Below are 23,540 nucleotides of genomic sequence, written 5' to 3'. Positions count from 1 at the left end.
TTGAACAATGCTGATCCCTCACCCACTGCTCGGGCCGCGCGACGCTCAGGAATTCACCTATCTCGGCGATGCCGCCCTGTTGCGTCGACCGGACGGAATGGCCGAGAGCGCTGCGAAAGACTTCAACGATTATGTCTATCTGCGTGACAATCCCGCCGGCCTGCATCGGGAACTGTGGTTTCACGAACAGGGTGATCGCAGCTGGCTCGTGGTCACGCGAAACACCGTCACCCATGAAATCCTCGGAGCGGAACTCGCAAACGAGGTGGCGCTCCGTCAGAAGGCAGATGAAGCATGAGACTGAAGGACGGCTTAATCGACCGCAGCAAGGTGCTGCATTTCACCTTCGATGGAAAGAATTATCAGGGGCATCCCGGCGACACGCTCGCCTCGGCACTTCTGGCAAACGATGTCCGCCTGATGGGGCGCAGCTTCAAATATCATCGCCCCAGAGGCGTGATCTCTGCCGGCTCAGAAGAGCCGAATGCGCTGGTCGAATTGCGCACGGGATCGCGGCTGGAGCCGAATACCCGCGCCACGACGGTCGAACTGTTCGACGGGTTGGAGGCGAAAAGCCAGAACCGCTGGCCGTCCCTGTCTTTCGATGCCCTTGCGATCAATGATCTGTTTGCCGATTTCCTGACCGCAGGCTTTTACTACAAAACGTTCATGTGGCCGAAGGCGTTCTGGGAAAAGCTCTATGAGCCCGCCATTCGCAAGGCTGCGGGACTTGGAAGCCTGTCGATGAAACCGGACCCCGACAGTTACGACAAGGGGTTCCTTCACTGCGATCTGCTGGTCATCGGCGCCGGAGCGGCCGGTCTGGCTGCTGCCCTGACCGCGGCGCGTGCCGGTGCCAAGGTTATTCTGGCGGACGAGGACAATCGCCTCGGAGGTCGCCTGCTTGCAGAGAGCCACCTGCTCGACGGCGCCCCTGCAACCGACTGGATCGGAACGCTAGAGGCGGAGTTTTCAACCCTGCCGAACCTGCGCGTCATGCGCCGCACCACGGTTTTCGGCTCATTCGACCATGGCATATTCGGTGCGGTCGAGCGGGTTTCCGACCATCTTGCCGCACCTAAGGGCGTACGCCAGTCCCTCTGGCGCATCACTGCAAAGCGCACGGTGCTTGCCGCCGGGGCGACAGAGAGGCATATCCCGTTTAAAAATAACGACCGGCCGGGGATCATGCTTGCCGGTTCGCTGCGTGCCTATGCCAATCGCTGGGCAGTCAGTCCGGCAGGCAGGGTCGCAATCTTCACCAATAACGATGACGGCCATCGGACCGCTGTCGACCTGGCTGCGAAAGGTGTCGAGATCGCCGCAGTCATCGATCCGCGCCCGGATGCGCGGGCGCTTGCGGAATACCGCCTGATTGCGGGGGCGACAGTTACCGGCAGCAAAGGCAGGCTGGGGTTGGTTTCCATCGATGTCCGCAAGGATGGCTATGACGAAACCATCGATTGCGGTGCGCTTGGTATCTCCGGGGGCTGGAACCCCAATGTTCATCTTACATCGCACCAGCGCGGTCGCCCGTTATGGGATGACGGGCTACAGGCATTCCTGCCCGGTGACGTACCCTCGCATATGCTCGTTTCAGGGGCCGCGGCCGGCAAAGGCAGCACGGGGGCGGCGCTGATCTCCGGTGCATCCGCTGCCATAACGGCTCTGGAGCAAATGGGGATCGCCGCATCCAGGCCAGCCCTGCCGGAGGCCGAGGATACGCAAATCGGCATCAAGCCCCTGTGGCATGTGCCGGGGAAAGGGCGCGCCTGGGTCGATTTTCAGAACGACGTCACGGTCAAGGACATCAAGCTCGCCCATCAGGAAAACATGCGGCCCATCGAGCATCTCAAGCGCTGGACAACGCTTGGTATGGCAACTGACCAGGGCAAGACATCGAATGCCACCGCATTGGCAATCATGTCCGAACTGACGGGCAAATCGATACCGGATACGGGTACGACGATTTTTCGCCCTCCCTATACGCCGGTTTCGATGGCGGTACTCGGTGGCGGCGACACCGGCGCACATTTCCGTCCGCGCCGCCTGACACCCAGCCATGCCTGGGCTGAAGCGCATGGCGCCGTTTTCGTCGAAGTCGGTCAATGGATGCGTGCCCAATATTTCCCTCAAGCCGGGGAGACCCATTGGCGGCAATCCGTCGACCGCGAGGTTCTGGCCACCCGAAAGGGCGTCGGCATCTGCGATGTGACGACGCTTGGCAAGGTGGATGTTCAGGGCGCCGATGCGGCTGAATTTCTCGACCGTCTCTACTGCAATGCAATGAAGAGCCTCAAGGTCGGCATGGTCCGTTACGGCCTGATGCTGCGGGAAGACGGCCACGCCTATGATGACGGCACCTGTGCCCGTCTGCGTGAGGATCATTATATCGTCACCACGACCACGGCCCAGGCCGGCCCGGTCTATCGTCACATGGAATTCGCCCGCCAATGCCTGTGGCCGGAATTGGATGTGCAATTGATCTCGGCAACGGATGCCTGGGCACAGCTCGCAGTCGCCGGTCCGAACGCCCGCCGCCTTATCGAACGCATTGTCGATGGTTTCGACCTTTCCAACGCAGCCTTTCCCTTCATGGCCTGCGCCGAACTGACGGTTTGCGCGGGATTGCGAGCACGGCTGTTCCGGATCTCGTTTTCAGGGGAACTTGCTTACGAGATTGCAGTCCCCGCCCGTTACGGTAATGCCCTGATGTCCCGGCTGATGGAGATCGGTGCGGATCTTGGAGCCACCGCCTACGGGACGGAAGCGCTTGGTGTCATGCGTATCGAAAAAGGCCATGCTGCCGGAAACGAGTTGAACGGCCAGACGACGGCGCAGATGCTGGGCATGGGCAGGATGGTTTCGGCCAAGAAAGACGCGATTGGTACCGTCATGACTCGCCGCGAAGGGCTTGTCGGCGAAAGCCGGGTGCTCGTCGGCCTGCAGCCGCTTGCGGCAACGGACCCTGTGGTGTCAGGTTCACATCTGTTTACCCGCGGCGCCAGCCAGAATACCGAGACCGATCAAGGCTGGATCACATCCGCCTGCTATTCGCCCAACCTCGGTTTCAGCATCGGTCTTGGTTTCCTTGCCGATGGTGCAAACCGTATCGGAGAGATCGTCGTCGCGGCCAACCCCTTGCAGGGACAGTCGGTCGAATTGCGTGTGGTCTCGCCCCATTTCATCGACCCTGAGGGAGAGAGACTCCGTGCCTGATTTGAAGCCGACAACCGCACTCGGCGCGCAAACTTCGCGGCGCGCCCACCATGGCACGCTGCGACTTGAGGAAAATTCGGGGCTTGCCCTCGCATCGCTCAGCCTGCGCCGCAACGTCAAAGAACCGGTGCCTTTTGACCTCACCTTGCCGGGTCCCGGAAAATGGGTCCAGCAAGGCACGGTTTCAGCTTTTTGGACGGGGCCGGGCCAATGGCTGATTGAGGCCGCAGACCGGGCCGAAACGGATTTCGCCGCAGAACTCGCGAGCCTTTGCCCTTCCTGTTCCGTGACTGAACAGACCGATGGCTTCGTCGCCTTCGAAATCGAGAGCGACGCAGGCGAGGCGCCGATTGTCGCGCTCATGCAGAAGCTGGTGAACCTCGATCCCTCGGTATTCGGGCAAGGGGCCGCCACGCGCACAGGCATGGAACATATGAGCGTTTTCGTGATCCGGCGCGCGCCGGACCGCCTTGCCATCCTCGGCATGCGCTCCGCTGCGGAAACACTGTGGCATGTGATCGAGACTGCGATCCGTCGTCAGGCGGAACTTCTTGGCGCTGCCGCATAAAGCCGGACTGCAAAGCCACCAGACCGTTTTTTGCCAATCGTTGACCTGCACGGGCGAACTGTGTCGTGTTGACATGGGCGCTTCGGGATCATCTCGAACGGTTACCGTTCTGAGCCATCAGTGAATAATCGCTCTGACGACGGCGCAAATCATATTGTCGCAAAAATCGACTAGATGGGCTATCGCCGCCTGTGAAAACGGCCGGACTAGTGCAGCGGAAATATGAGGTTATCGTAGTGACAAGCGACAATGTTCAATATTTTTCGGCAACACTCTATTTTGACGATTTGCCCATCCTGTCGGCTGAGGCGCTGATCGAAGCCTGGGGCCTTGAAGGGTATGAATGTGAGCAACTGGAGAGCGAAGGCGTCTTTGACGGCTTTCGCGGCGGAACCCGCGTCTTCGTTGGCATTCCCGAGGCGGTGGGAACGCTGGCAATTCCTGCTCACTATCCTGCGGTAGCGCGGGCCGAAGTCGACTGGACGAACACGTTCTGCATCAATGCAAAAGCTGCGCATGATGACCTGTGCCGTGCGACCCATCAGGCGAAATTCAAACTGATGATCGTGGCGGATGACGACGACCCCACAGTGGCACATAACGAGGTCGCCATGACCCTGCTCGGCATCCACCAGCTTGCACCGATGCGCGCCGTTGTGTTGCATTATCTAGACCTCATCGTCGGCCGCACCGATCTCGACGACTGTCTGAGCTACGCCAACAGTCACCTGGATCAGCCGCAACAGACAGCAACAATGCTTGCCTATGGCGCCTTCGTGATCCGGGAGAACGGCGCGACCAGAGCCTGGACTACGGGTCTCGAGCATTTCGGCCAAACGAATTTGCTCTTCGACACGTCGTCGGATAACCAAACGGAGGCTCTTCTTGCCGTATTTGGGCTTGGACATCTCGCCGTCCACGGAAAGTGCTTCAAGGCGGGCGAAGCCGTAACCTCATTCGACCTTCTTGCCCGGTTTGAATCCGCCGAAGCGGGCGGGCAGCCCATGCTGCGGATTGTCAAACACGAAGCCGGCCAAACTGTATTGAATCGGCCGGGCTAGCAACAACAGAGCATTTTCATCCCCACTATGGAAATGCCGTCTTTCGCCACGCTTTCCTTGCGGTCGGATGACGAGTTTTGTTCTGGCGAGCTGGGGAAAACGCTTCGCGTATATCGACAGGGCGTGAATTATGGTGCTCCAAGGAATGGCAAAGCCTGACGCAATCTCTTCAAACGGACGACAGGCAAATTCCAAGGGACGCCAATGTTTGCATTCACACCTTTCCTTCGCGGCACCGTCGTAATGTCCGTAGCCATTACGGCGCTTCATGCCGGTAGCGCTTCGGCTGCCGAAATCGATCCCGCATTCTATGATGCGGCCCTGTGCAATCCGCCCTATTCGATGACATCGGCGACCGAAATTTATGATGCCGCCGAAAAACTTGCAAAGGCCGACACATCGTCTTTGGGCGCGGCTATCTATAAGCTTCCGAACCAGATCGGCCGCGATGGGTTTGAGAGTGACGAAGTCTTCTTCGCCAATGGCGCAGTCGGTGTTTTGATCAAGGGCCAGCGTGCCGATGCTCTGGCAGCGAAATATGATTTGAAACCGGAAACCTCAGACCTGATGGGTACATCGAGCAAGGGTTATGCCCGGCAGCTTCCGCAGGACCAGCAGCCGCCTGAAGGTCTGGCTGGACCGGGAAAAGTCTCCATTGTGGCGCGCGAAGGTGCGGCACTTGGCGACAAGACCCTGTTGGCGTGCGAATTCGCAGCGGACTGAATGGTGGCGAAGCACTGCCAATCCTAACGCCTTGACTAACAAATGTAATTGCCGCCCGCATACCGCTTTCACAGCTCTTCTGCTGGCGGGCGCGGCTACATATTCATATCGAGGTTTGTTTCATACGCCGGCCTGATCGCCCAGGCCGGCGCCGCTTGGAACAATCTCAGGATGTCGCCTGAGCGCCCTCATGGAAATGGATAGGGGCGTGGTGCAGATAGTGCGCAACCTTTCGCTTGGCGGCGATATCGGTCCAGACGAACCGGACATTGTCCTCGCTCAACCCGGTCGCCGTGGCGATCTCGGTTGCAGGCATGCTGTGTTCCAGACCGTAGAGGCAGATATCCATCTTGTCGTAAGGAAGCGCGAAATAGAACTCTTCCTGCGTCTGCGGCATGGAATAGGTATCCGTTGTCGGCGGGCGGGAGCGGATTTCCTGCGGGACGCCGAGATGGGCCGCGAGTTGATAGACCTGTGATTTGTAAAGATGGGCGATCGGCTTGATGTCGGCAGCGCCGTCGCCGTTCTTGACGAAGAAGCCCTGGTCGTACTCCAGCCGGTTCGGGGTTCCGAGCACCGCGAAGTTCAGGCGGTCGGCGTGATAATATTCGAACTGCTTGCGCGTGCGCTGCTTCATATTCGTCGCCGCAACGATGCCGAGATAGGCTTTTGCGGAGAGACGAACCTTGCGCGTTTCGCCCGATGGCGAACGGACGACCAGCGAGGAAATATTATAGGCGCCGGTGCTCATAGCGTTGTCGAAGACGATCTTGGAGGCCCAGCCCGGCCCGTATTCAGGCACAACCTCGCGGATGAAGCCATCGCGCCTTTCATAACAACCCATGGCGGCAAGCGAAGGGCCGATATCTTCCAGCACGCAGTCCATACCCAGCTTCGTCGCCAAAGCCTGCCCCAAGCGCAGGCTTTCCGGGTCGGAATCGTTTTCCGGCATGAACAGGCCAATAACATTTGCTGCCCCGAGCGCGTGAACGGCAAGTGCGGCGCAGACGCTGGAATCGATACCGCCGGAAATGCCGAGCACCAGCCCACGCTTGCGCAGGTTGAAACGAAGCGACTGGCGGATTTTTTCGGCGATACGCTCTACCTCCGCCGCCGCATCAAGTTCAAGCGGCGAGAAAGGCAGGCTCTTTGCATTGTTCGTCATCGATTGTTCTCCGTATCTTGAGCAGCGAGGCGGCGACTGACCTTGCCGGTATCCGTCGTCGGCAGGAAATCGCGAAATTCAACCAGTGTTGGCACCATGTGGGTTTCGAGGTGCAGAGCGCAGTAGCGCATGACGTCTTTTGCGGTGATCGCCTCGTCGGATGCGATCACGATCGCCTTCACCGCCTGACCGAAAACCTCATGCGCAACGCCGACGACCAATGCGTCCGAGACGCCCGGCATGGCTTGCAGAACGGATTCGACAGCCTGCGGCGCAACCTTTTCGCCACGCGACTTGATGATATCGTCCTTGCGGGCAACGAAGGTGAGATAACCCTCGGCATCGCAGGTAAACAGGTCGCCGGTGTGAAGACGCGTCCGGCCCGTTGCGGCATCAACGCGCAGCGCGCGCGCTGTGGCAGCCTCGTTGCGCCAATAACCACGCATGACGTGCGGCCCGCTGACAACGAGTTCGCCGACCTCTGCGGGCAACACGCTGTCTCCGTCCTCGTTCACCACCGCGATGGCAGTGCCCGGAATGGCGATGCCGACAGAACCGCGTTTCCTGTCGAGGTCTTCCGGCGGCAGAAAGCTGATACGGGTACACTCCGTCTGTCCATACATGCAAAACAGGTGCACATGCGGCAGAAAGGTCCGCAGCCAGTCGCTATGGGTGGGCGAAAGGGGTGCAGCGGCGGCGGTGACGTAGCGCAGGCTTTCAAACAGTGCCGGCGACAGATCGCGCGTCTGCATCATGATGGACAGCATGGTCGGCACCAGCGCGAAGCCCGTGATCCGCTCGTCGCGGATACGCTCGAAAATCAGATGCGGATAGGCGAAGGATTTCTCGATCACCAGCGTACCGCCGACGAAAACGCTGGAAAGCAGCTGGTTCAGGCCATATCCGAACGAAAGCGGCAATACGCCGAGCAGAATATCTTCCGGCCTATTGCCGAGATACGAGGTAATCGAACGGACGGCCGCATCCATGTTATCATGTGCCAGCATCACGCCCTTTGGCTCGCCGGTGGAGCCAGATGTATAGATGATTACTGCCAGATCGGTATCGAGCAGGTTTTGCGGCAGCGCGCCTATCGGTTCCTCGAGCATCGCGTCAAAATCGACACCATCGGCCGTTGGGTTCGGCGCGCCGGAAACGATGCGCAACAACGGAGAAGAACCGGCCGCATCCGAAACGACCTTTTCCAGCCGGGCCTCGGCAACCACCGCAAAGGGCGTACAACTGTTCAGAATTTGCGAAAGGCGCGCGGCCTTGGACGATGGGTTGATGGGGCAGGCAACAGCGCCCGCCATCCAGCAACCGAAAACCGCAACCGCCATGCGCCAGCCATTGTCCAGCACAAGGACGACACGGTCTCCCGGGCTTGCGCCTCGCGCTATCAGAGCAGTGGCGAAAGCCTCGCTCATCGTCTTGAGTTCGCCGTAACTCAGGCGCGTCTCACCGGCCACCAGCGCCGTCTTGCCGGCATGGCGCTCCGCACTTCGATGCAGGTAGTGGTCGATACGCAATTGGCGCTTCCCGAAATTTCAGGCGGTCTGCTTGCGACCGATGAAGGCGGCGATGTTGTCGATCGTATCGAGATTGGCCGGTACGATATCGCCGTCGGCAACGCGGACGCCGTAGCGTTCCTCGATGAAGCTCACCAATTCGAGAATTCCCGTGGAATCGACCATGTCATTGTCGATCAACGAAAGATCATCGCCAAACGGCCGGCTTTCGTCACCGAACAGAAAGTTTTCGATGATGAAACCGCGAATTTCGGCTTTCATGCCGGTGCTTTCATTGGTCATTTGGAGCTTCCTTCGATTTTTTGCGATGACATTGTGGAATTCTGGGTCGTGGCAGCGCGCAGAAGCTGGGTCGAGAGTATCCCGACGAAGGCGGCGTTGTCGCGAAAGCCGGTCGCCTGTTTTTGCCGCACCTTGGTTGTCAGCTTTTCCACCGCCTGGGCATTGAACAGGCCGGTGGTCCTGACTTGACCGGTAGAAAGTACGGTGTCGAGATAGCCGGCATCCGCGAAGGCTTCTGCGTCGGGCGCGCGATAGGGCTGCTTGGGTCGGTTTAAGATTGCATCGGGCACCAACTCGGCTGCAGCCTGTTTAAGGATATATTTTTCCTTCAGACCGCGCAGTTTCGCCTCGGGATGGAGCGCTGCGGCAAAGTCTACCACACGGGGATCGAGGAACGGAAACCGGCCTTCCACTCCATTTGCCATCATGACCCGGTCTCCCTGACTGGACAGAATATAGCCGGGCAAGAGAAATGCTGTCTCGAGGTACTGCGCCTGATGAAGCGGATGCCAGCGCCCGAAATCCTCCGGCAACTGCGCGGCAAGATCGGCCGCAGCGTCGTAGTCGCCAAGCTGCGCTTTCAATTCCGCTGAAAAGAAGATTTTCGCCGCCGCCGTAGAGCGCAAGCGCGGCCGATGGGAAAACAGCGGTTCGTCAGTGGCTTCTGCGCCGAAGGAGAAGAAGCGTGCCAGATAATCCGGCGTCTGCTGTTTCAGCCCCGGAAGGTAGGGATAAAGCCGCTGGAACAGTTTCGGCCGGCGAGCCGATTGCGGCTGGCGGCTGCAAAAGCGCCGTACCCGCGCTTCGCGGAAAATATCGTAGCCAGCGAACAGCTCATCAGCACCTTCACCGGTCAGTACCACCTTCATGCCCCGTTCGCGCACATGCCGGGAAAGCAGGTAAAGCGGCACCGGTGCTGTGCGAAGAATGGGCGTCTGCACGTGCTCCATGACCTCAGGCATGTATTGCGCTATGTTCGCAGTTGAGCACTCCGTGGTTTCGGATGCGACGCCAAGATGCTGGCTCATTGTTTTCTGCCAGATACTTTCGTCGTGCTCCGCACTTTCGAAGGCCAGCGAAAATGTGCGCAGGCCTCGGCTAACGCTTTGCGCAGCCAGGGCAGAAACGAGGGAGGAATCGAGCCCGCCGGACAGATAGGAGCCGACAGGCACATCGGCGCGAAGCCTGATCCGCGTTGCGTCGGCCAGAAGCGCCGTCAGCTCTTCCACCTGCGCGCCAAGGCTTGCCGGCGGCGCCATGTCCTTGCCGTCAGGATAGGAAAGCTGCCACCAGCGCCGTACCGTGGACGCGCCATCGCGCAGGATCATCAGATGACCGGGCGGCAATTCGTGAATGCCGCGAAAGGCGGTGCGCGGCGGCAACGGGAACCAGAAGGTAAATATCTGATCCAGCGCTACCGGATCGATCTCGGCCGTCATTCCCGGCAACGCCAGAAGCGCCCCGATCTCGGATGCGAAATAAAACGTACCTTCATGCCACGTATAATAAAGCGGCCGGACACCCATCCGGTCACGCGCAAGCACCAGCGTTTCGTTGCGGGCGTCGTGCAGGGCGAAGGCAAAATCGCCGTTGAATTCGTTGAGGCAATCCAGCCCCTTGTCGCGATAGTCATGCAGGATGACTTCGGTGTCGGAGTGGGTGCGGAAATGGTGGCCGCGCGCGGACAGCGTTTCGCGCAGTTCGACGTGATTGAAGATTTCACCGTTGAAGGAAATGGCAAGATCGTCTTCGACGGTGCGCATCGGCTGCGCGCCATCTGCAATTCCCACAATCGCCAGCCGTGCGTGGGCAAGGCCGACATCGCCGCGCAGCAGGGCTCCATGCGCATCTGGACCACGATGCTTAAGACGCGACGCCATCAGCGCAAGGCGCTCGTTTGCGCGCTCGGCCGGCATGTCGTGTCGATAAAATCCGGCAATTCCGCACATTACTCGACCGCCTGACCAAAGCTGTCACCGATGAGGCGCGTCCAGCTTTCACCGCAAAAGCCGTTAAAAAATGCCGTTCCATCCGTCGCTGCCTTGAGGAGGTCCGCATTGCGCGAATGCACGATGGTGGATGACGCATGCAGAAACGTGCATTTCTTACCGAGCATCGCCCGCAGCAGTGCCGGCTGGGTGCGACCTCTGATGGCCGCGAGACCACGATCATAGGCATTGCGGATCAGCCGGTCGATCACGATCTGCTCCTGCCCGGGCACGGCCATGATCTGCAGCGTCCGGCCGATGCCCGTTGGATTGCCGTGGTAAAGAAAAAGCCCCACCGCCCTGCCGCCGCGGGCCCTCACAATCCGCTGGACTGGTTCGCCGTGCAGACGTTTGCGTTTGGCGTGTTGGAGCATGTGCAACAGGCTTTCCTCGGTCCAAACGGGATGGAGCGGAAAGTGGCCGACGAGTTCGCGTGCCAGACGCGCGAATTCGGTATCGCTCGCGTCGTCGTCGGTAAAGCTGTCCACCTTGTCCGGATGTGATGCGTAATAGGATAATGCTCGCCCATGGCCACGCGCCGAAATGGTGCGGTCGATGATCTTGCTGAACGGCGTCAGCGCGCGGAAAGTGCTGGAGAAACGATCAGCGGCTATTTCCAGCCCGAATGAAGCCGGGCGTAAAATCCGCAGCCAATCGAGACTGTAGGAGGCGAGCAGCTGGCCGCGCATCGTCTTCCACATATCGGCGGAAACGTCGTTGATCGTCTCCCCGAATGTCAGCTCCTGAGGTCCACCCAAAACTTCGCGCAGCAAACGCGCTCCGGCAAAGGGATCGGTCTCACGGTCTTCAGCGACAAAGGAAGAGCAGACAGCGGCCTGTATGTTCCGGCCATTAAGTTCCATTGCCACGGGCAAAACGCCCAGAAATCCAGACACGCGGCCATCGTCGCGCACATAGACCTTGGAGTGAATATCCGGATTTATATTTGAATTTTCGAGAAAGACGGCGCGCAAATATGAGGTCAGATCATCTGTCGCGGCCCCATCTTTCTTCCGCAAAAAACGGTGAAACATGTCAGCCACGGACACGAGATCGTCCGCAATAAATGAGCGTATTTCAGACATACTCGCCGCTTCTTGCCGGATAGATATTTAATCGAAAGTAATTATCATTCCTATTCTGCCGCAGGCGTATTAATCAGAAGTTATGTGCCGGCGTTTTTTCGCGTGATTGTGGCGTTTTGCAAAGAATTTGACGGGTAATTTCAACCCTAGAGCGCGTCCGGTTTCAACTGAATTCGGTGGACGCGCTCTATATCTTTGGTTTCAAACGTTTTTCCGGACGTAAAAGTCCTACGTCCGGAAATACTTTAGTATTGGACAGACAGGGAATCGATTGGCGCAGCTTTCGGCGGTGCGAACTTGGTCAGATCGATACCTACCACGGCGGCCTTGTATTCCTCAGCGCTCGGTGTGCGGCCAAGGATTGCCGACAGTACCACGACAGGGGTCGAGGCCAGCAGCGATTCACCCTTCTTCTCGGCAGTGTCCTCAACAACGCGGCCCTGGAAGAGACGGGTCGAGGTTGCCAGAACAGTATCACCCTTCTCCGCCTTCTCCTGGTTGCCCATGCAAAGGTTGCAGCCCGGGCGCTCCAGATAGAGGATGTTCTCGTATTCCGTCCGGTTGGCAGTCTTCGGCTTGAGATCATCGAACTCGAAGCCGGAATACTTCTGCAGGATTTCCCAATCCCCTTCCGCCTTCAGCTCGTCGATGATGTTATAGGTCGGTGCCGCGACCACGAGCGGCGCCTTGAACTCGACCTTGCCTTCGGCCTTCTCGATGTTCTTCAGCATCTGGGCGACGATCTTTATGTCGCCCTTATGCACCATGCACGAACCGACGAAGCCCAGATCGACCTTCTTGGTGCCGCCGTAATAGGACACCGGACGGATCGTGTCATGGGTGTAGCGCCGGGAGACATCGGTGTTGTTGACGTCGGGGTCGGCGATCATCGGTTCGTCGATCACGTCCAGATCCACGACGACTTCAGCGAAATATTTCGCATTGTCGTCAGGGGCCAGAGCGGGCTTTTCGCCCGAGCGGATTTCGGCAATACGCTGATCTGCCTTGGCGATCAGGCCCTTCAGTGTCTGGGCGGCATTATCCATGCCCTTGTCGATCATGATCTGGATACGCGACTTGGCGATTTCCAGCGACTCGATCAGCGTCTCGTCTTCAGAGATACAGATCGACGCCTTGGCCTTCATCTCGGCCGTCCAGTCGGTAAAGGTGAAGGCCTGGTCAGCGAGCAGCGTGCCGATATGGACTTCGATGATGCGGCCCTGGAAAACGTTGTCGCCATGCTGCTTCAGCATCTGCGCCTGCGTCGCATGGACAACATCGCGGAAGTCCATATGCGGCTGCATCTTGCCCTTAAAGGTGACCTTGACGGATTGCGGGATCGGCATGGTCGCCTCGCCCGTCGCCAGTGCCAGCGCCACAGTGCCAGAGTCGGCACCGAAGGCCACGCCCTTGGACATGCGGGTGTGGCTGTCGCCGCCGATGATGATCGCCCAGTCGTCCACGGTGATGTCGTTCAGCACCTTGTGGATCACGTCCGTCATCGAATGATAGACGCCCTTGGGGTCGCGGGCAGTGATGACGCCGAAGTTGTTCATGAAGGACATGAGCTTCGGAATGTTCGCCTGCGCCTTCTTGTCCCAGACGGAGGCCGTGTGGCAACCCGACTGGTACGCACCATCCACCAGCGGCGAAATGACGGTCGCCGCCATCGCCTCAAGTTCCTGCGCCGTCATCAGACCGGTCGTGTCCTGCGAGCCGACGATGTTGACCTTCACGCGCACGTCGGAGCCGGCATGCAGCACCTTGCCGGGCGTGACGCCAACGGCATTGCGGTTGAAGATTTTCTCGACGGCCGTGAGGCCCTGGCCTTCGATTGAAATTTCCTTGTTGGGCGCAAAGACCGGGGTGGCCTCGACGCCAAGCGTTTCAGCCGCAAACGTCTGGAGCTTCTTGCCGAAGACGATGGCATAGGAGCTGCCTGCCTTCATGAATTCCATCTTCTGCGGTGTGAAGGAGGATGAGAGATCGACCAGTTCCGTGCCGTTCTCGTCACGAAGCTTGTAGTTCTTGGCGTCGATCTTCAAAACGGTGCCGGTCTCAACCGAATATTTCTGCTCCAGAACCGGATTGCCGTCATTGTTGAGGATAGGCTTGCCGTCTTCGCCGAGTTTCTTCACCCAGTTCTTCAGGTTGATGCCGATGCCGCCCGTCACATCGACAGTGGTGGCGAAGATCGGCGAAATGCCGTTGGTGCCAGCAACGATCGGGGCGAAGTTGACGAAGGGCACATAGGGGCTGGCCTGCTTGCCGGTCCACAGCGCCACGTTGTTGACGCCCGACATGCGCGACGAGCCGACGCCCATCGTGCCCTTTTCGGCGATCATCATCACCCGCTTGTCGGGATGCTGCTTCTGCAGCGCGACGATTTCCGCCTGCGCTTCCGGCGTGATCATACACTGGCCGTGCAGCTGCCGGTCGGAGCGCGAATGCGCCTGGTTGCCAGGGGACAGAAGATCGGTCGAAATATCGCCTTCGGCGGCGATGAAGGTCACGACCTTGATCTCATCCTCGACATCGGGAAGCTTGGTGAAGAACTCAGCCTTGGCATAGCTCTCAAGAACGCCCTTCGCGACGGTATTGCCCGCCTTGAAGGCATCACGTAGCCGGAACATGTCAGCGTCATAGAGGAAGACCTGCGTCTTCAGCACTTCGCCTGCCTGCTGGGCAAGCCCGGCATCATCACCAAGGGCGATGTCGAGCAGCGCTTCGATGGAGGGGCCACCCTTCATATGCGACAGCAGTTCGAGGGCGAAAGTGGGCGTGATCTCCGGAACGACAGTTTCGCCCAGAATGATCTGCTTCAGAAAGGCGGCCTTGACGCCGGCAGCGCTCGTGGTGCCTGGCAAGGTGTTGTAAATGAAGAATTTGAGGGCATCCGCGCGATATTCGCTACCGGTATCCCTGATCAAGGCAATGATTTCGCCGGTTAATCCGCCATCGTCGATCGGCTTGGGAGCGAGCCCTTGAGTTTTTCTGCTTTCGATCTCAGCCAGGTAATCCAAGTAAAGGTTCATCGCAATCCCAACGTCATGAGGTGTATGGCGCCGAAACGCAGCGCCACGAAACACTATTGTTAATCGGCCCAGGGTCCTATCGATTTCGAGTACGTCAACCAGGGCCGGAAGGCAAGATAGCGCACTCTGTTTCTGTTTTCGATAACGGGACAGGAGAACATGCGGGCAGGCATGCCGTCTGCCGTCGTGCCCTCAGGGATGCGCCCGGCATTCCTCCCCGCGGCCTGCCGTACGCGATGCCGGCAAACCATTGCGTCACCGATAGAAGCAACGTCGAGCACAAAAAAATCCGGCCACCGAGGAGGTGGCCGGATCAGGCATGCAGAAGAGCAATCACATCTTCGGAAGCAGAACCTTGTCGATGACATGAATGACGCCGTTCGACTGCTTGACGTCGGCGATCGTCACATGCGCAACACCACCCGCTTCGTCGGTCAGGGTAATCTTGCCCATGCTTTCCTTCGCCTTGAGGATGCAGCCGCCGACCGTCTTCACATCATGGGTGCCGTTGTCATCCTTGATCATCTTCTCGATGGCGCTGGACATGGCATCGGCCGCCACGACATGACAGGTCAGGATCTTGGTCAGCTGCGCCTTGTTTTCCGGCTTCAGCAGAGTTTCGACTGTACCCTTCGGCAATTTGGCAAAGGCCTCATTGGTCGGAGCAAAGACCGTGAACGGTCCCTTGCCCTGAAGGGTTTCTACGAGACCGGCAGCCTTGACGGCCGCGACCAGCGTGGTGTGATCCTTCGAGTTGACGGCATTCTCGATGATGTTCTTGTTTTCGTACATTGCTGCACCGCCGACCTTTGGATTTTCAGCAAAGGCACCCGAAGCAAGAGTCGAGATTGCCGTCGCAAGGGCGAGCGTACGGATTGCGGACTTGAACATTGAATATTCCTCTTCCCTAATCGCCTCGGCGCGGAAGCGCGCCTCTGAAGGCCTATCGTTCCCGTCTCGGGGAACAGCACAAGTGACGAGAGCGACAGGAGGAAAGTTTCAAGCAAAAGGCAGTTTCATACGATCGCTTGCTACAGCGCTGATTCATTTCGGCTTTTTCTCAACCGAATTACACTCGCGATCGGCCAGCGCGCAGTGATCTGCAAACGGAGCAACCCTAACAAGGGGCGAAAGCTCCCCGCAAACATTCGATTTACAACGCTGCCGTCGGCGCGAGCAGCTGGAGAAGCGAAGCCAAGAGCATGTTGCCACCCGCAATACTATGCTCCTGCTCCACATATTCAGCCTCATTGTGACTGAGACCATCCCGGCAGGGTACGAAAATCATGGCCGATGGCGCGACGCGGTTCATAAAAAGCGCATCGTGGAATGCGCCGGAGAGCATTCTCTTTGTTGCAAAGCCCCGCTCTTGTGCGGCCTGATCCAATACGGCAAGTAATTCATCCGGAAAACTTGCCGGCGGCATGTCGAAAATCTGGGAAATAGTCGCCGAGCAGCCTGTGTCCGCCGCTGCCTGCTGGATCGCCATGCGGATTGTCTGCTCCATGACGCCGATTGTTGTCAGCGAAGGGTGTCTAAAATCGATCGTGAAGCGCACCGTTGCCGGGATCGCGTTCACCGCGCCGGGTTCAAGGGCCATTCGGCCAATCGTGAAACGCGCGGCCGGATCGGCCAGCATGATGTCGCGATAGAGTTCAGCAAGCGCGTTGGCCGTGGCTTGCATGGGGTCATGCCGATATTGCAGCGCCGTTGTTCCAGCGTGGGCGGTCTGCCCTTCGATAATCACCTCCAGCCAGCGCGTTCCCTGTATGCCGGTGACGATGCCGATCGGTAAGCCCTCTTTTTCCAATGAAGGGCCTTGCTCGATATGGACCTCGAGATAAGCGAAAACCGGCGTGCCCAGAGGCCGCATCGCGGCAACCGGGAGACTTTCCAGCGTGGCGGAGAGTTCATCTGCGAAAAGCGCACCGTCAGTCGCGCGCATGGTCTCCCAGGCGCTTGGAATTGAACCGGCGGCAAAAGCCATGGAGCCCATGCAGCCCGGCGCGAAGCGGCAGCCCTCTTCATTCGTGAACGACACGACCTCCACCGGCCGCTCGGTTTCCACCCCGCAATCTTCGAGTGTTTCCAGAACCTCAAAAGCTGCGAGCGTGCCGAGCGCACCGTCAAAACGACCGCCTGCAGGCTGACTGTCGAGATGACTTCCGATAAGCAGCGGCGACAGATCCGGGTTGCGCCCCTCGCGGCGAATGAACAGATTGGCAATCGGGTCCTGAAAGACCTTGAAGCCGCGCTGCAGCGCTAGCTCCGTCAGCAATTGCCGCGCCTGCCGGTCGAGGTCGGTCAAGGCCTGGCGGTTTACGCCACCCTTTGCCGTCGCGCCTATTTGCGCAAACCGGTCGAGTCGATCGATAAGTCGCTGCCCGTTGATCGAAAGAGTTTGCGTCATCATCATTTCCCGTTTGCCCTCAACCCGAAAGCCCTGGCTGCGCCGCCTCAACAAACGATCGCACACGGGCAGGCTCGACAGGGTTCCACCAGACACCGCCCTGTTTTAGCGACGAAGCGACGATGACACCGCTGGTGCGCTTCAGGATTTCAACGATATTGGCTTCCCCAACACCAGAACCGACCAGAAGCGGAAGATGTGTGGCCTGCCCGATCTCTTCGATTTCCGCCATCGTTGCGCTGTTACCGGTTCGCTGGCCAGTAGCGATCACCGCATCCGCATCAAAGAAAGCAAGGTCGCGGGTCAGCTCATCGATGCTACGATCACCCGTGATCGCATGCGCGCCATGCTTAACGTGGCTGTCGGCGAAAACCTTTATGTGCTCGGCCCTGAGCAGGGATCGATAACGCATCGCTTCCGCCGCACGCCCTTCCATGAAACCCTCGTTGGCGACATAGGCATTGGCCCACTGGTTGACGCGGATGAATGTCGCCCCGCCTGCCATGGCAATGGCGAAAGCCGGGATCGGCGCATTGGCAAGCACGTTGATACCGAGCGGAACGCCAGTCGCCCGCGCGACCCGGTCAGTCACCACACTCATGAAGGCAGGTGTCTCATGACCGATATCCTCCGGCTTGGAAAAGGGAATATCGCCATGGTTTTCAATGAGAAGACCATGCATACCGCCTTCGATCAAAGCCTCGGCATCGCGCATGCAGACGTCGTAGATGGCATCGATGGCCGCGCCACGATACCTTGGTGCTCCGGGAAACGGCGGGCAATGCACCATGCCGATCAAGGCCTTGTCACGACCAAAGATTTCCTGGATGGCGTTCGCCCTATTGTCGGATATGATCTGCATGCCTTGTCCTCTCGAAAGTTTTTCATGCGTGCCTTCGTCATCGGCAATATCGCGCTCGACGAAACCTATTCCGTTTCCGCCCTGCCGGAAGCCGGGGCTTCGATTTTCGGCCGGCAGGCCTTCCGCGATCTTGGCGGAAAAGGCTGCAATCAAGCCATTGTCATGGCCCGATGCGGGCTCGATACCACATTGACTGCTGCTGTAGGTACAGATGACAGGTCTGCGACCATCCGCGCCCGCCTTGCGACCGAACCTCTGACCGCCGACCTCATTGGCATGGATGGGCAGACCAGCGATCTCTCCATCATCTTCAATACGCCCGATGGTGAAAACAGCATCGTCACGACCACGGCCTGCGCAGAATCCCTGACCCCGGAAGACGTGGCCGGAACCCTTGGTACAGCCAGCCCCGGCGACCTTCTCGTCGTGCAAGGCAATCTGGGTGAAACAACCACCCGTCTCGCACTGTCGCAGGCAAAGGCAACGGGAATGATCACCGCATTCAATCCGTCACCTCTCCAACCCTGGTTTGAAAGTCTCTGGCCGCTCACGGACATCGCTTTCCTCAACCGCGGCGAAGCGGCCGCCCTGACCGGGGATACCGGCTCGACAGCGATAAAATTGCTCATTTCAGCCGGTGTCCGCCAGGTCATCCTCACCCTTGGCGGCGAGGGTTCGATGCTTGGCACGACAAACCAATGCCTGACCGTGCCCGCCGAAAAAACTGGCGTTGTCGACACGACGGGTGCTGGCGATTGCTTCATGGCCGTCACGCTGGCCTCCGCCGCGTTGAGAAACGTCAGTGTGGATGAACGGGCGTTGAGGCATGGCGCAAAGGCATCTGCGCTGACCGTCAGTCGTCGGGGCACGCTTTCAGCCTTTCCCGATATCCTTGAGCTCGCGGATATTTTGTCCAACTGACGATCCTCTCCACCGATACATGCCGCCGCGCTCAGCGAGCTTCTGTCAGCCAGCCCAGAATGTTTTTCCACAAACGGCCGTAGCCCTGCCATTCGCAGAAGGCGGGAGAGAGCCAGTGCGGACCAATGTCGGATGTCCACGCCGCTGTCCGACCCTTTCCAAAAACGCCGGTGACCAGAAGCGGATGACCGCCCTGCTCCGCAGGCAGGCGGGCGACCACGTCCACATCCGCGCGCTCGCGCACCTCTACCTCATTGACACCGAGGAGAAGCGGCCATTCGCCGGAAAGACCTGCAACGGTGGGATGATCCGGCATCAGAATGTCGGCCGTCGATCCTTCCGGAATTTCAACGCGGTCATCCCATGGCAGGCAGGTCACGGGAAGCGTATCTTCCACGGGGGTGCGACGCCACCGGGCCTTGCCATCGATACCCTGGAACGAGAAATATCCGCCAACCATCAGCAGGCCGCCACCCTTTTCGACCCATGCCTTGAGAAGCTTCAGACGGTTTGGAACGGTTTTCGAGTGCAGCCAAACCGCAGGCGGCAAAAGCAGCGAATTGGCACCGATGTCAGAGAGGATGATCGCGTCATACGCATCCAGCCCCGCCATATCGAAGGGAAGTTTCTCGACAGCATCATGAGCCGTCAGGTAGGTCAGCTCGTATTCACTACCTTCGAGCGCCTTTACCAGAGGTTCCGCGCCCAAGTGAAAGGTGACGCTGCCGAACTGGTCGAAGCCCTTGTAGTGAGTGGCGGAGCTGACCCAGCTTTCGCCCACGAGAAGTATTTTCTTTGTCATGTTTCGTTCCATTTCTATAGGTTCGTCACGTCTTCGCCTGGAAGACCGAGCGCGGGTTATCCCGCATGAGGATTTGCAAGGTGAGGTCATCCAGACCATGCCGCTTCAATCGCGGCAGGAAATGCTTGAGGATATAGGCGTAACCATTGCCGCCATACCGCGTCAGCATCATCTTCAGGAAAACATCGTGAGAAAGCAGGATGCGGTCCAGATATCCCCGCTCCACCAGCTGGACGATGGCTTTGGCCGCTTCGTCGTCACTCGGGCATTGGACCTGCTGATCGGCATAGAAGAAATCCATTCCGATCATGTCGTATTCGATGAAGGCACCGCGGCCGGCAAGTTCTCCCTGATAGCCAAGGTCATCATGCGACGGGTTCATGTGACACAGAACGGTGTGACTGACATCCGCGCCTTCCTGCTCGACTACATCGAGAACCCTATGACCCAGCCTTAACCAGCCCGGAAGATGCACCATGAGGGGCAGACCTGTACGGGCCTGCGCCCTCGCCGCACCCCGCAGCGATTTTTGCTCATCGGGGGTGAAGTCCGAGGACACACCGATCTCTCCGATCAGACCGATTTTCACGCCGGTTCCATCGACGCCCTGAAGCGCCTCGTGAACGATTTCATTGGCGATGTCGTCGATGCTGATCGCTGCCACTTTCTCAGGATGGGAGGAGGCCAGATAATAACCCGCCCCCATCACGATGTTGAGCCCGGTCGCCTCGGATATCCGCCTGAGGGCAAGCGGATTTCTGCCGATACCCTGGCAGGTCGGCTCCACCACTGTATGGCCGCCCTGGGCGGCGAATTCATGCAGTTCTTTAATCGCAAGCGGCTCATCATCCAGCGTGATGTTGTGTTTGTTGACGAAGGGATCCTGGCGAAGTTCGCCGAGGATTTCCTGGCAGACCAAGCCCTCCGCCAGATATTGCCGCTCCGGCGTTTTCGGTGCGTGCCACCAGCAGCGGCAATCGTTGAGAATATGCTCGTGCATCAGCGTCACGCCGAGCTTTTCCACCGGGACGGGACCGGCAACCGTCATGAAATTGCCGGAGCGAATATGGCCTTTCGAGAGTTCATCCACCATGGCCTCAACCCTTTTTTCTGGAACCCAAGCGGAAGTTGGTGGTGAAGATGCGTGTGTTGAGCCAGATAGCGGCAAGAATGATCGCGCCCGTGACAATCTGTGTGAAAAAGGGCGAAATATGCATCAGGATCAGCCCGTTGCCGATCACGGCAATGGTCATGGTGCCAAGCACGGAGCCGAGAATGGTTCCGCGTCCGCCCATCAACGATGTACCGCCAAGCACAACCGCTGCCACGACTTGCAGCTCAAAGCCGACAGCAGCATTGGAGGAACCCGAGCCGAGGCGTGACGCGATCAGCAGCCCAGCGATTGCGGATGCCACGCCTGCCACCAGATAGACCGATGCAAGGATCCATTTTGCCGGCATACCCACACGACGCGCAGCCTCCAGATTGGAGCCTACCGCCACGACCCGGCGTCCGTAGCGGGTGGACGAAATGACCACATAGGCCACGACAGTGATGAGGATACCGATCAGCGCCGGCACCGGGAAACCGAACAGGTCTCCGCGACCGAGAAAAAAGAAGCCGGGCGCATCCGGAATAGGCACCGAATACCCTTGGGTGATATAGAGTGCGACCCCTCGAAGGATGGACAAGCCTGCGAGCGTAACGATGAAGGCCGGAATGCCCTGATAGGCAATGAACCAGCCCTGCAAGAGACCAAGCACGGCTCCGAGCATAAGCATGGCGACCAGCACCAGAGGCCAGGGATAGCCCGCCGCCATGAGGATGGCACCGACGGCGTTGATCAGCGCAACCATGGAGCCGACCGACAGGTCGATGCCGCCGGTGATGATGACAAGCGTCATGGCGACGGAAACGATGAGGATGGGAGCGGCCTGACGCACGACGTTCAGCAGGTTGCCTGCCGTTAGGAACGTATCCGTGCTTACGGCAAAGAACAGCATGCAGGCGATGAAAAAGGCCGTTATGGACAAGACCTGCGCGTTTTCGGCGATGAAATCGGCGACGGGTGAGCCCTTGGCGCGTTCAGTGTAGACGGTCAATGGCGACCTCCCACGATCAGTTTGACGAGGTCTTCGAGGCTGGTTTCGTTGATCTGCCGTTCGGCGACCTTCGTTCCCTCGTACATGACGGCGATGCGATCACACACGCGGAACAGATCCTGAAGACGATGAGTGATGAGGATGACGGACACGCCCTTGGCCTTGACCCGGTTGATCAACGCCAGAACGGCCTCCACCTCTGCCACGGCAAGCGCCGAAGTGGGTTCGTCCATGATCAGGACCTTGGGATTGAAGGACGCGGCACGGGCGATTGCGATTGCCTGCCGCTGTCCGCCGGAGAGTTTTTCCACCTTGGCCGTCAACCTTGGAATACGGATTTCCAGCGCGTCGAGCATCTTGCGGGCCTCGGCCAACATCGTCTGCCGGTCGAGGAACGGACCCTTGGTGATCTCGCGCCCAAGAAACAGGTTGCCGATCACGTCTATATGGTCACAGAGGCTCAAATCCTGAAAGACCATCTCGATATTGCGATTGCGCGCATCGGCGGGACCTGAGAAACGGACCTCTTCCCCTTCGAGCGTAATGGATCCTTCATCTGGAATGTAGGTTCCGGAAATAACCTTCGTCAGCGTCGATTTTCCAGCCGCGTTGTCACCGACAAGGCCCAGGCATTCACCGGGATAGATGTCGAGATCGACGCCGCGCAGCGCCTGATGTGAACCGAAGGTTTTTACGATACCGCGAAGCGAGACGCGCGGTTCTTGCGCCGCACCGGAGAGATGCTGGGGGAGAATATCTCCCCCAGCGCCGGTGACAGCGGTTGGGTGCTGTCCGCCGGCGATCATTTGAAGACCGCCCGGTAGGGCTCGACATTGGCCTTGGTAACGATGGTCACGGGCACGGCAATCGTCTTTTCGACACTGCCACCATCAGAAACAGTCTTCAGCGCCTTGACGGCCGCAGCACCCATGGCCGCCGGGTCCTGCTGGATGACACCCGCGACATAACCGGCGTCGATGCCAGCGATCGCCTGCTTGGTCAGATCCCAGCCGAAGACCTTGATGTCCTTCTGCTTGCTCTGGCTTTCGACGGCAGCGACGGCGCCGAGAAGGGCCGGTTCACCCGTTGCGTAGATTGCGGTCATATCCGGATTGCCAGTTATGAGGTTTTCCGCCGCGGAAAGAGCCGTATCCTGCACGTTCTGTCCGTCAACGACGCCAGCCGCCGTGATGCCGGGCTGATCCTTGAGCGTGTCCTCAAAGCCCTTCTGACGGATATTCTGGATGAAAGAGTTGAGGGCCCCGACGACGCCGATCTTGGCCTTGCCGCCCATGTCTGACTTCACATAGTCGACGAAGAACTTGCCCATGTCGGCACCAGCCTTGGCATTGTCGACGCCAATCTGTGCCTTCTGAGGCCCTTCGGGCAATATTGCGTCGATAGCGACCACTGGGATGTTCGCTTCGGCGGCCTGCTTTACCGCAGGCATGATGCCGTTGACATCAATGGCGACGACCGCGATCCCATCGACCTTCTGCTGGATATAGGTCTCGATGGCGCTGTTTTGCGCTGCCGGATCGTTATTGGCATTGAAGATGACGAGCTTGACGCCCGCTTCTTTCGCCGCCTTTTCCGCACCCTTGTTCATGTCGTTGAAAAAGATGGCCTGCTGGTTGATCTGCACGAGGGCTATCGTCTTTTCCGCGGCACCGGCAATGCCGGCGGAAAGCGTCGCCCCGGCCAGAACGGTGGCGGCAAGGGCTGCGGAGAAATATCTGCGTTTGATTATTGTCATTTGCGTTCTTCCTCTGTTGGTTTTGTCCGTCG

Annotated in this window: 20 protein-coding genes; 6 read left to right on the top strand and 14 right to left on the bottom strand. The window is 58.8% G+C overall.

Going from position 1 to position 23,540, the window contains the following annotated elements:
- The first annotated feature begins 7 nt into the window (after window positions 1-7).
- The 5 genes from F617_RS0122880 to F617_RS0122860 all read left to right on the top strand — a co-directional run bounded on the left by F617_RS0122880 (window position 8) and on the right by F617_RS0122860 (window position 5,571).
- Window positions 8-298, top strand: coding sequence for a sarcosine oxidase subunit delta (locus F617_RS0122880; RefSeq protein ID WP_003518230.1), 291 nt, complete (start codon window positions 8-10; stop codon window positions 296-298).
- Window positions 295-3,219 carry a sarcosine oxidase subunit alpha family protein gene (locus F617_RS0122875; RefSeq protein WP_019566865.1) on the top strand — a complete coding sequence of 975 codons (2,925 nt, stop codon included), beginning with the start codon at window positions 295-297 and terminating at the stop codon, window positions 3,217-3,219. The genes F617_RS0122880 and F617_RS0122875 overlap by 4 nt, the downstream gene beginning before the upstream one ends.
- Window positions 3,212-3,787 carry a sarcosine oxidase subunit gamma gene (locus F617_RS0122870; protein ID WP_019566864.1) on the top strand — a complete coding sequence of 192 codons (576 nt, stop codon included), beginning with the start codon at window positions 3,212-3,214 and terminating at the stop codon, window positions 3,785-3,787. The genes F617_RS0122875 and F617_RS0122870 overlap by 8 nt, the downstream gene beginning before the upstream one ends.
- Before the next feature lie 236 nt (window positions 3,788-4,023).
- Window positions 4,024-4,848, top strand: coding sequence for a hypothetical protein (locus tag F617_RS0122865; protein WP_034502503.1), 825 nt, complete (start codon window positions 4,024-4,026; stop codon window positions 4,846-4,848).
- A gap of 204 nt (window positions 4,849-5,052) precedes the next feature.
- A complete protein-coding gene (locus tag F617_RS0122860) occupies window positions 5,053-5,571 on the top strand; it encodes a hypothetical protein (RefSeq protein ID WP_019566862.1) in 519 nt (172 codons plus the stop codon).
- 166 nt (window positions 5,572-5,737) lie between these two features.
- On the opposite strand, the gene nadE is transcribed toward F617_RS0122860, so the two are convergent.
- From nadE to F617_RS0122815, 9 genes are all read right to left on the bottom strand, one after another.
- On the bottom strand, window positions 5,738-6,736 hold the full coding sequence (gene nadE / locus F617_RS0122855) for an NAD(+) synthase (protein ID WP_019566861.1): 999 nt from the start codon (window positions 6,734-6,736) through the stop codon (window positions 5,738-5,740).
- On the bottom strand, window positions 6,733-8,265 hold the full coding sequence (locus tag F617_RS0122850; RefSeq protein WP_019566860.1) for a class I adenylate-forming enzyme family protein: 1,533 nt from the start codon (window positions 8,263-8,265) through the stop codon (window positions 6,733-6,735). The genes nadE and F617_RS0122850 overlap by 4 nt, the downstream gene beginning before the upstream one ends.
- A gap of 18 nt (window positions 8,266-8,283) precedes the next feature.
- The gene (locus tag F617_RS0122845) at window positions 8,284-8,547 is read right to left on the bottom strand and encodes an acyl carrier protein (RefSeq protein WP_003518245.1); all 264 of its coding nucleotides are present in this window, start codon (window positions 8,545-8,547) and stop codon (window positions 8,284-8,286) included.
- A complete protein-coding gene (gene asnB / locus F617_RS0122840) occupies window positions 8,544-10,496 on the bottom strand; it encodes an asparagine synthase (glutamine-hydrolyzing) (RefSeq protein WP_019566859.1) in 1,953 nt (650 codons plus the stop codon). Before asnB ends, F617_RS0122845 begins: the two co-directional genes overlap by 4 nt.
- Window positions 10,496-11,431 (bottom strand): hypothetical protein, encoded by a 936-nt coding sequence (locus tag F617_RS0122835; RefSeq protein WP_233284966.1) that lies wholly within the window; start codon window positions 11,429-11,431, stop codon window positions 10,496-10,498. Before F617_RS0122835 ends, asnB begins: the two co-directional genes overlap by 1 nt.
- Before the next feature lie 434 nt (window positions 11,432-11,865).
- Window positions 11,866-14,655 (bottom strand): bifunctional aconitate hydratase 2/2-methylisocitrate dehydratase, encoded by a 2,790-nt coding sequence (locus F617_RS0122830; RefSeq protein ID WP_019566858.1) that lies wholly within the window; start codon window positions 14,653-14,655, stop codon window positions 11,866-11,868.
- Window positions 14,656-14,988: 333 nt separating this feature from the next.
- A complete protein-coding gene (locus F617_RS0122825; protein WP_003518253.1) occupies window positions 14,989-15,546 on the bottom strand; it encodes a fasciclin domain-containing protein in 558 nt (185 codons plus the stop codon).
- Between the two features lie 262 nt (window positions 15,547-15,808).
- On the bottom strand, window positions 15,809-17,065 hold the full coding sequence (locus F617_RS0122820) for a Zn-dependent hydrolase (RefSeq protein WP_026331027.1): 1,257 nt from the start codon (window positions 17,063-17,065) through the stop codon (window positions 15,809-15,811).
- Between the two features lie 19 nt (window positions 17,066-17,084).
- Window positions 17,085-17,927: a BtpA/SgcQ family protein gene (locus F617_RS0122815; protein WP_019566856.1), complete on the bottom strand. Its 843-nt coding sequence runs from the start codon at window positions 17,925-17,927 to the stop codon at window positions 17,085-17,087.
- Between the two features lie 24 nt (window positions 17,928-17,951).
- Here F617_RS0122815 and F617_RS0122810 point away from each other — a divergent pair, with 24 nt between their 5' ends.
- Window positions 17,952-18,848, top strand: a complete 897-nt coding sequence (locus F617_RS0122810; protein ID WP_019566855.1) for a ribokinase — start codon at window positions 17,952-17,954, stop codon at window positions 18,846-18,848.
- A 31-nt stretch (window positions 18,849-18,879) separates the two neighbouring features.
- Here the strand turns inward: F617_RS0122810 and F617_RS0122805 are convergent, their stop codons facing one another.
- Genes F617_RS0122805 through F617_RS0122785 form a run of 5 tightly spaced genes read right to left on the bottom strand, consistent with a single transcriptional unit; the run spans window position 18,880 to window position 23,508 of the window.
- The gene (locus tag F617_RS0122805; protein ID WP_026331026.1) at window positions 18,880-19,650 is read right to left on the bottom strand and encodes a glutamine amidotransferase; all 771 of its coding nucleotides are present in this window, start codon (window positions 19,648-19,650) and stop codon (window positions 18,880-18,882) included.
- A gap of 25 nt (window positions 19,651-19,675) precedes the next feature.
- Window positions 19,676-20,743 (bottom strand): phosphotriesterase, encoded by a 1,068-nt coding sequence (locus F617_RS0122800; RefSeq protein ID WP_019566853.1) that lies wholly within the window; start codon window positions 20,741-20,743, stop codon window positions 19,676-19,678.
- Between the two features lie 4 nt (window positions 20,744-20,747).
- Window positions 20,748-21,752: an ABC transporter permease gene (locus F617_RS0122795; protein WP_003518264.1), complete on the bottom strand. Its 1,005-nt coding sequence runs from the start codon at window positions 21,750-21,752 to the stop codon at window positions 20,748-20,750.
- Window positions 21,749-22,558 (bottom strand): ATP-binding cassette domain-containing protein, encoded by an 810-nt coding sequence (locus tag F617_RS0122790; protein ID WP_013762213.1) that lies wholly within the window; start codon window positions 22,556-22,558, stop codon window positions 21,749-21,751. The genes F617_RS0122795 and F617_RS0122790 overlap by 4 nt, the downstream gene beginning before the upstream one ends.
- Window positions 22,555-23,508, bottom strand: coding sequence for a substrate-binding domain-containing protein (locus F617_RS0122785; protein WP_019566852.1), 954 nt, complete (start codon window positions 23,506-23,508; stop codon window positions 22,555-22,557). The genes F617_RS0122790 and F617_RS0122785 overlap by 4 nt, the downstream gene beginning before the upstream one ends.
- Between the last annotated feature and the right edge of the window lie 32 nt (window positions 23,509-23,540).

Source organism: Agrobacterium sp. 10MFCol1.1, assembly GCF_000381165.1.
In the GTDB taxonomy this organism is placed as follows: domain Bacteria; phylum Pseudomonadota; class Alphaproteobacteria; order Rhizobiales; family Rhizobiaceae; genus Agrobacterium; species Agrobacterium tumefaciens.
The sequence above is the reverse complement of the archived record's forward strand: the minus strand, read 5'-3'. Positions and strand labels throughout refer to the sequence as shown.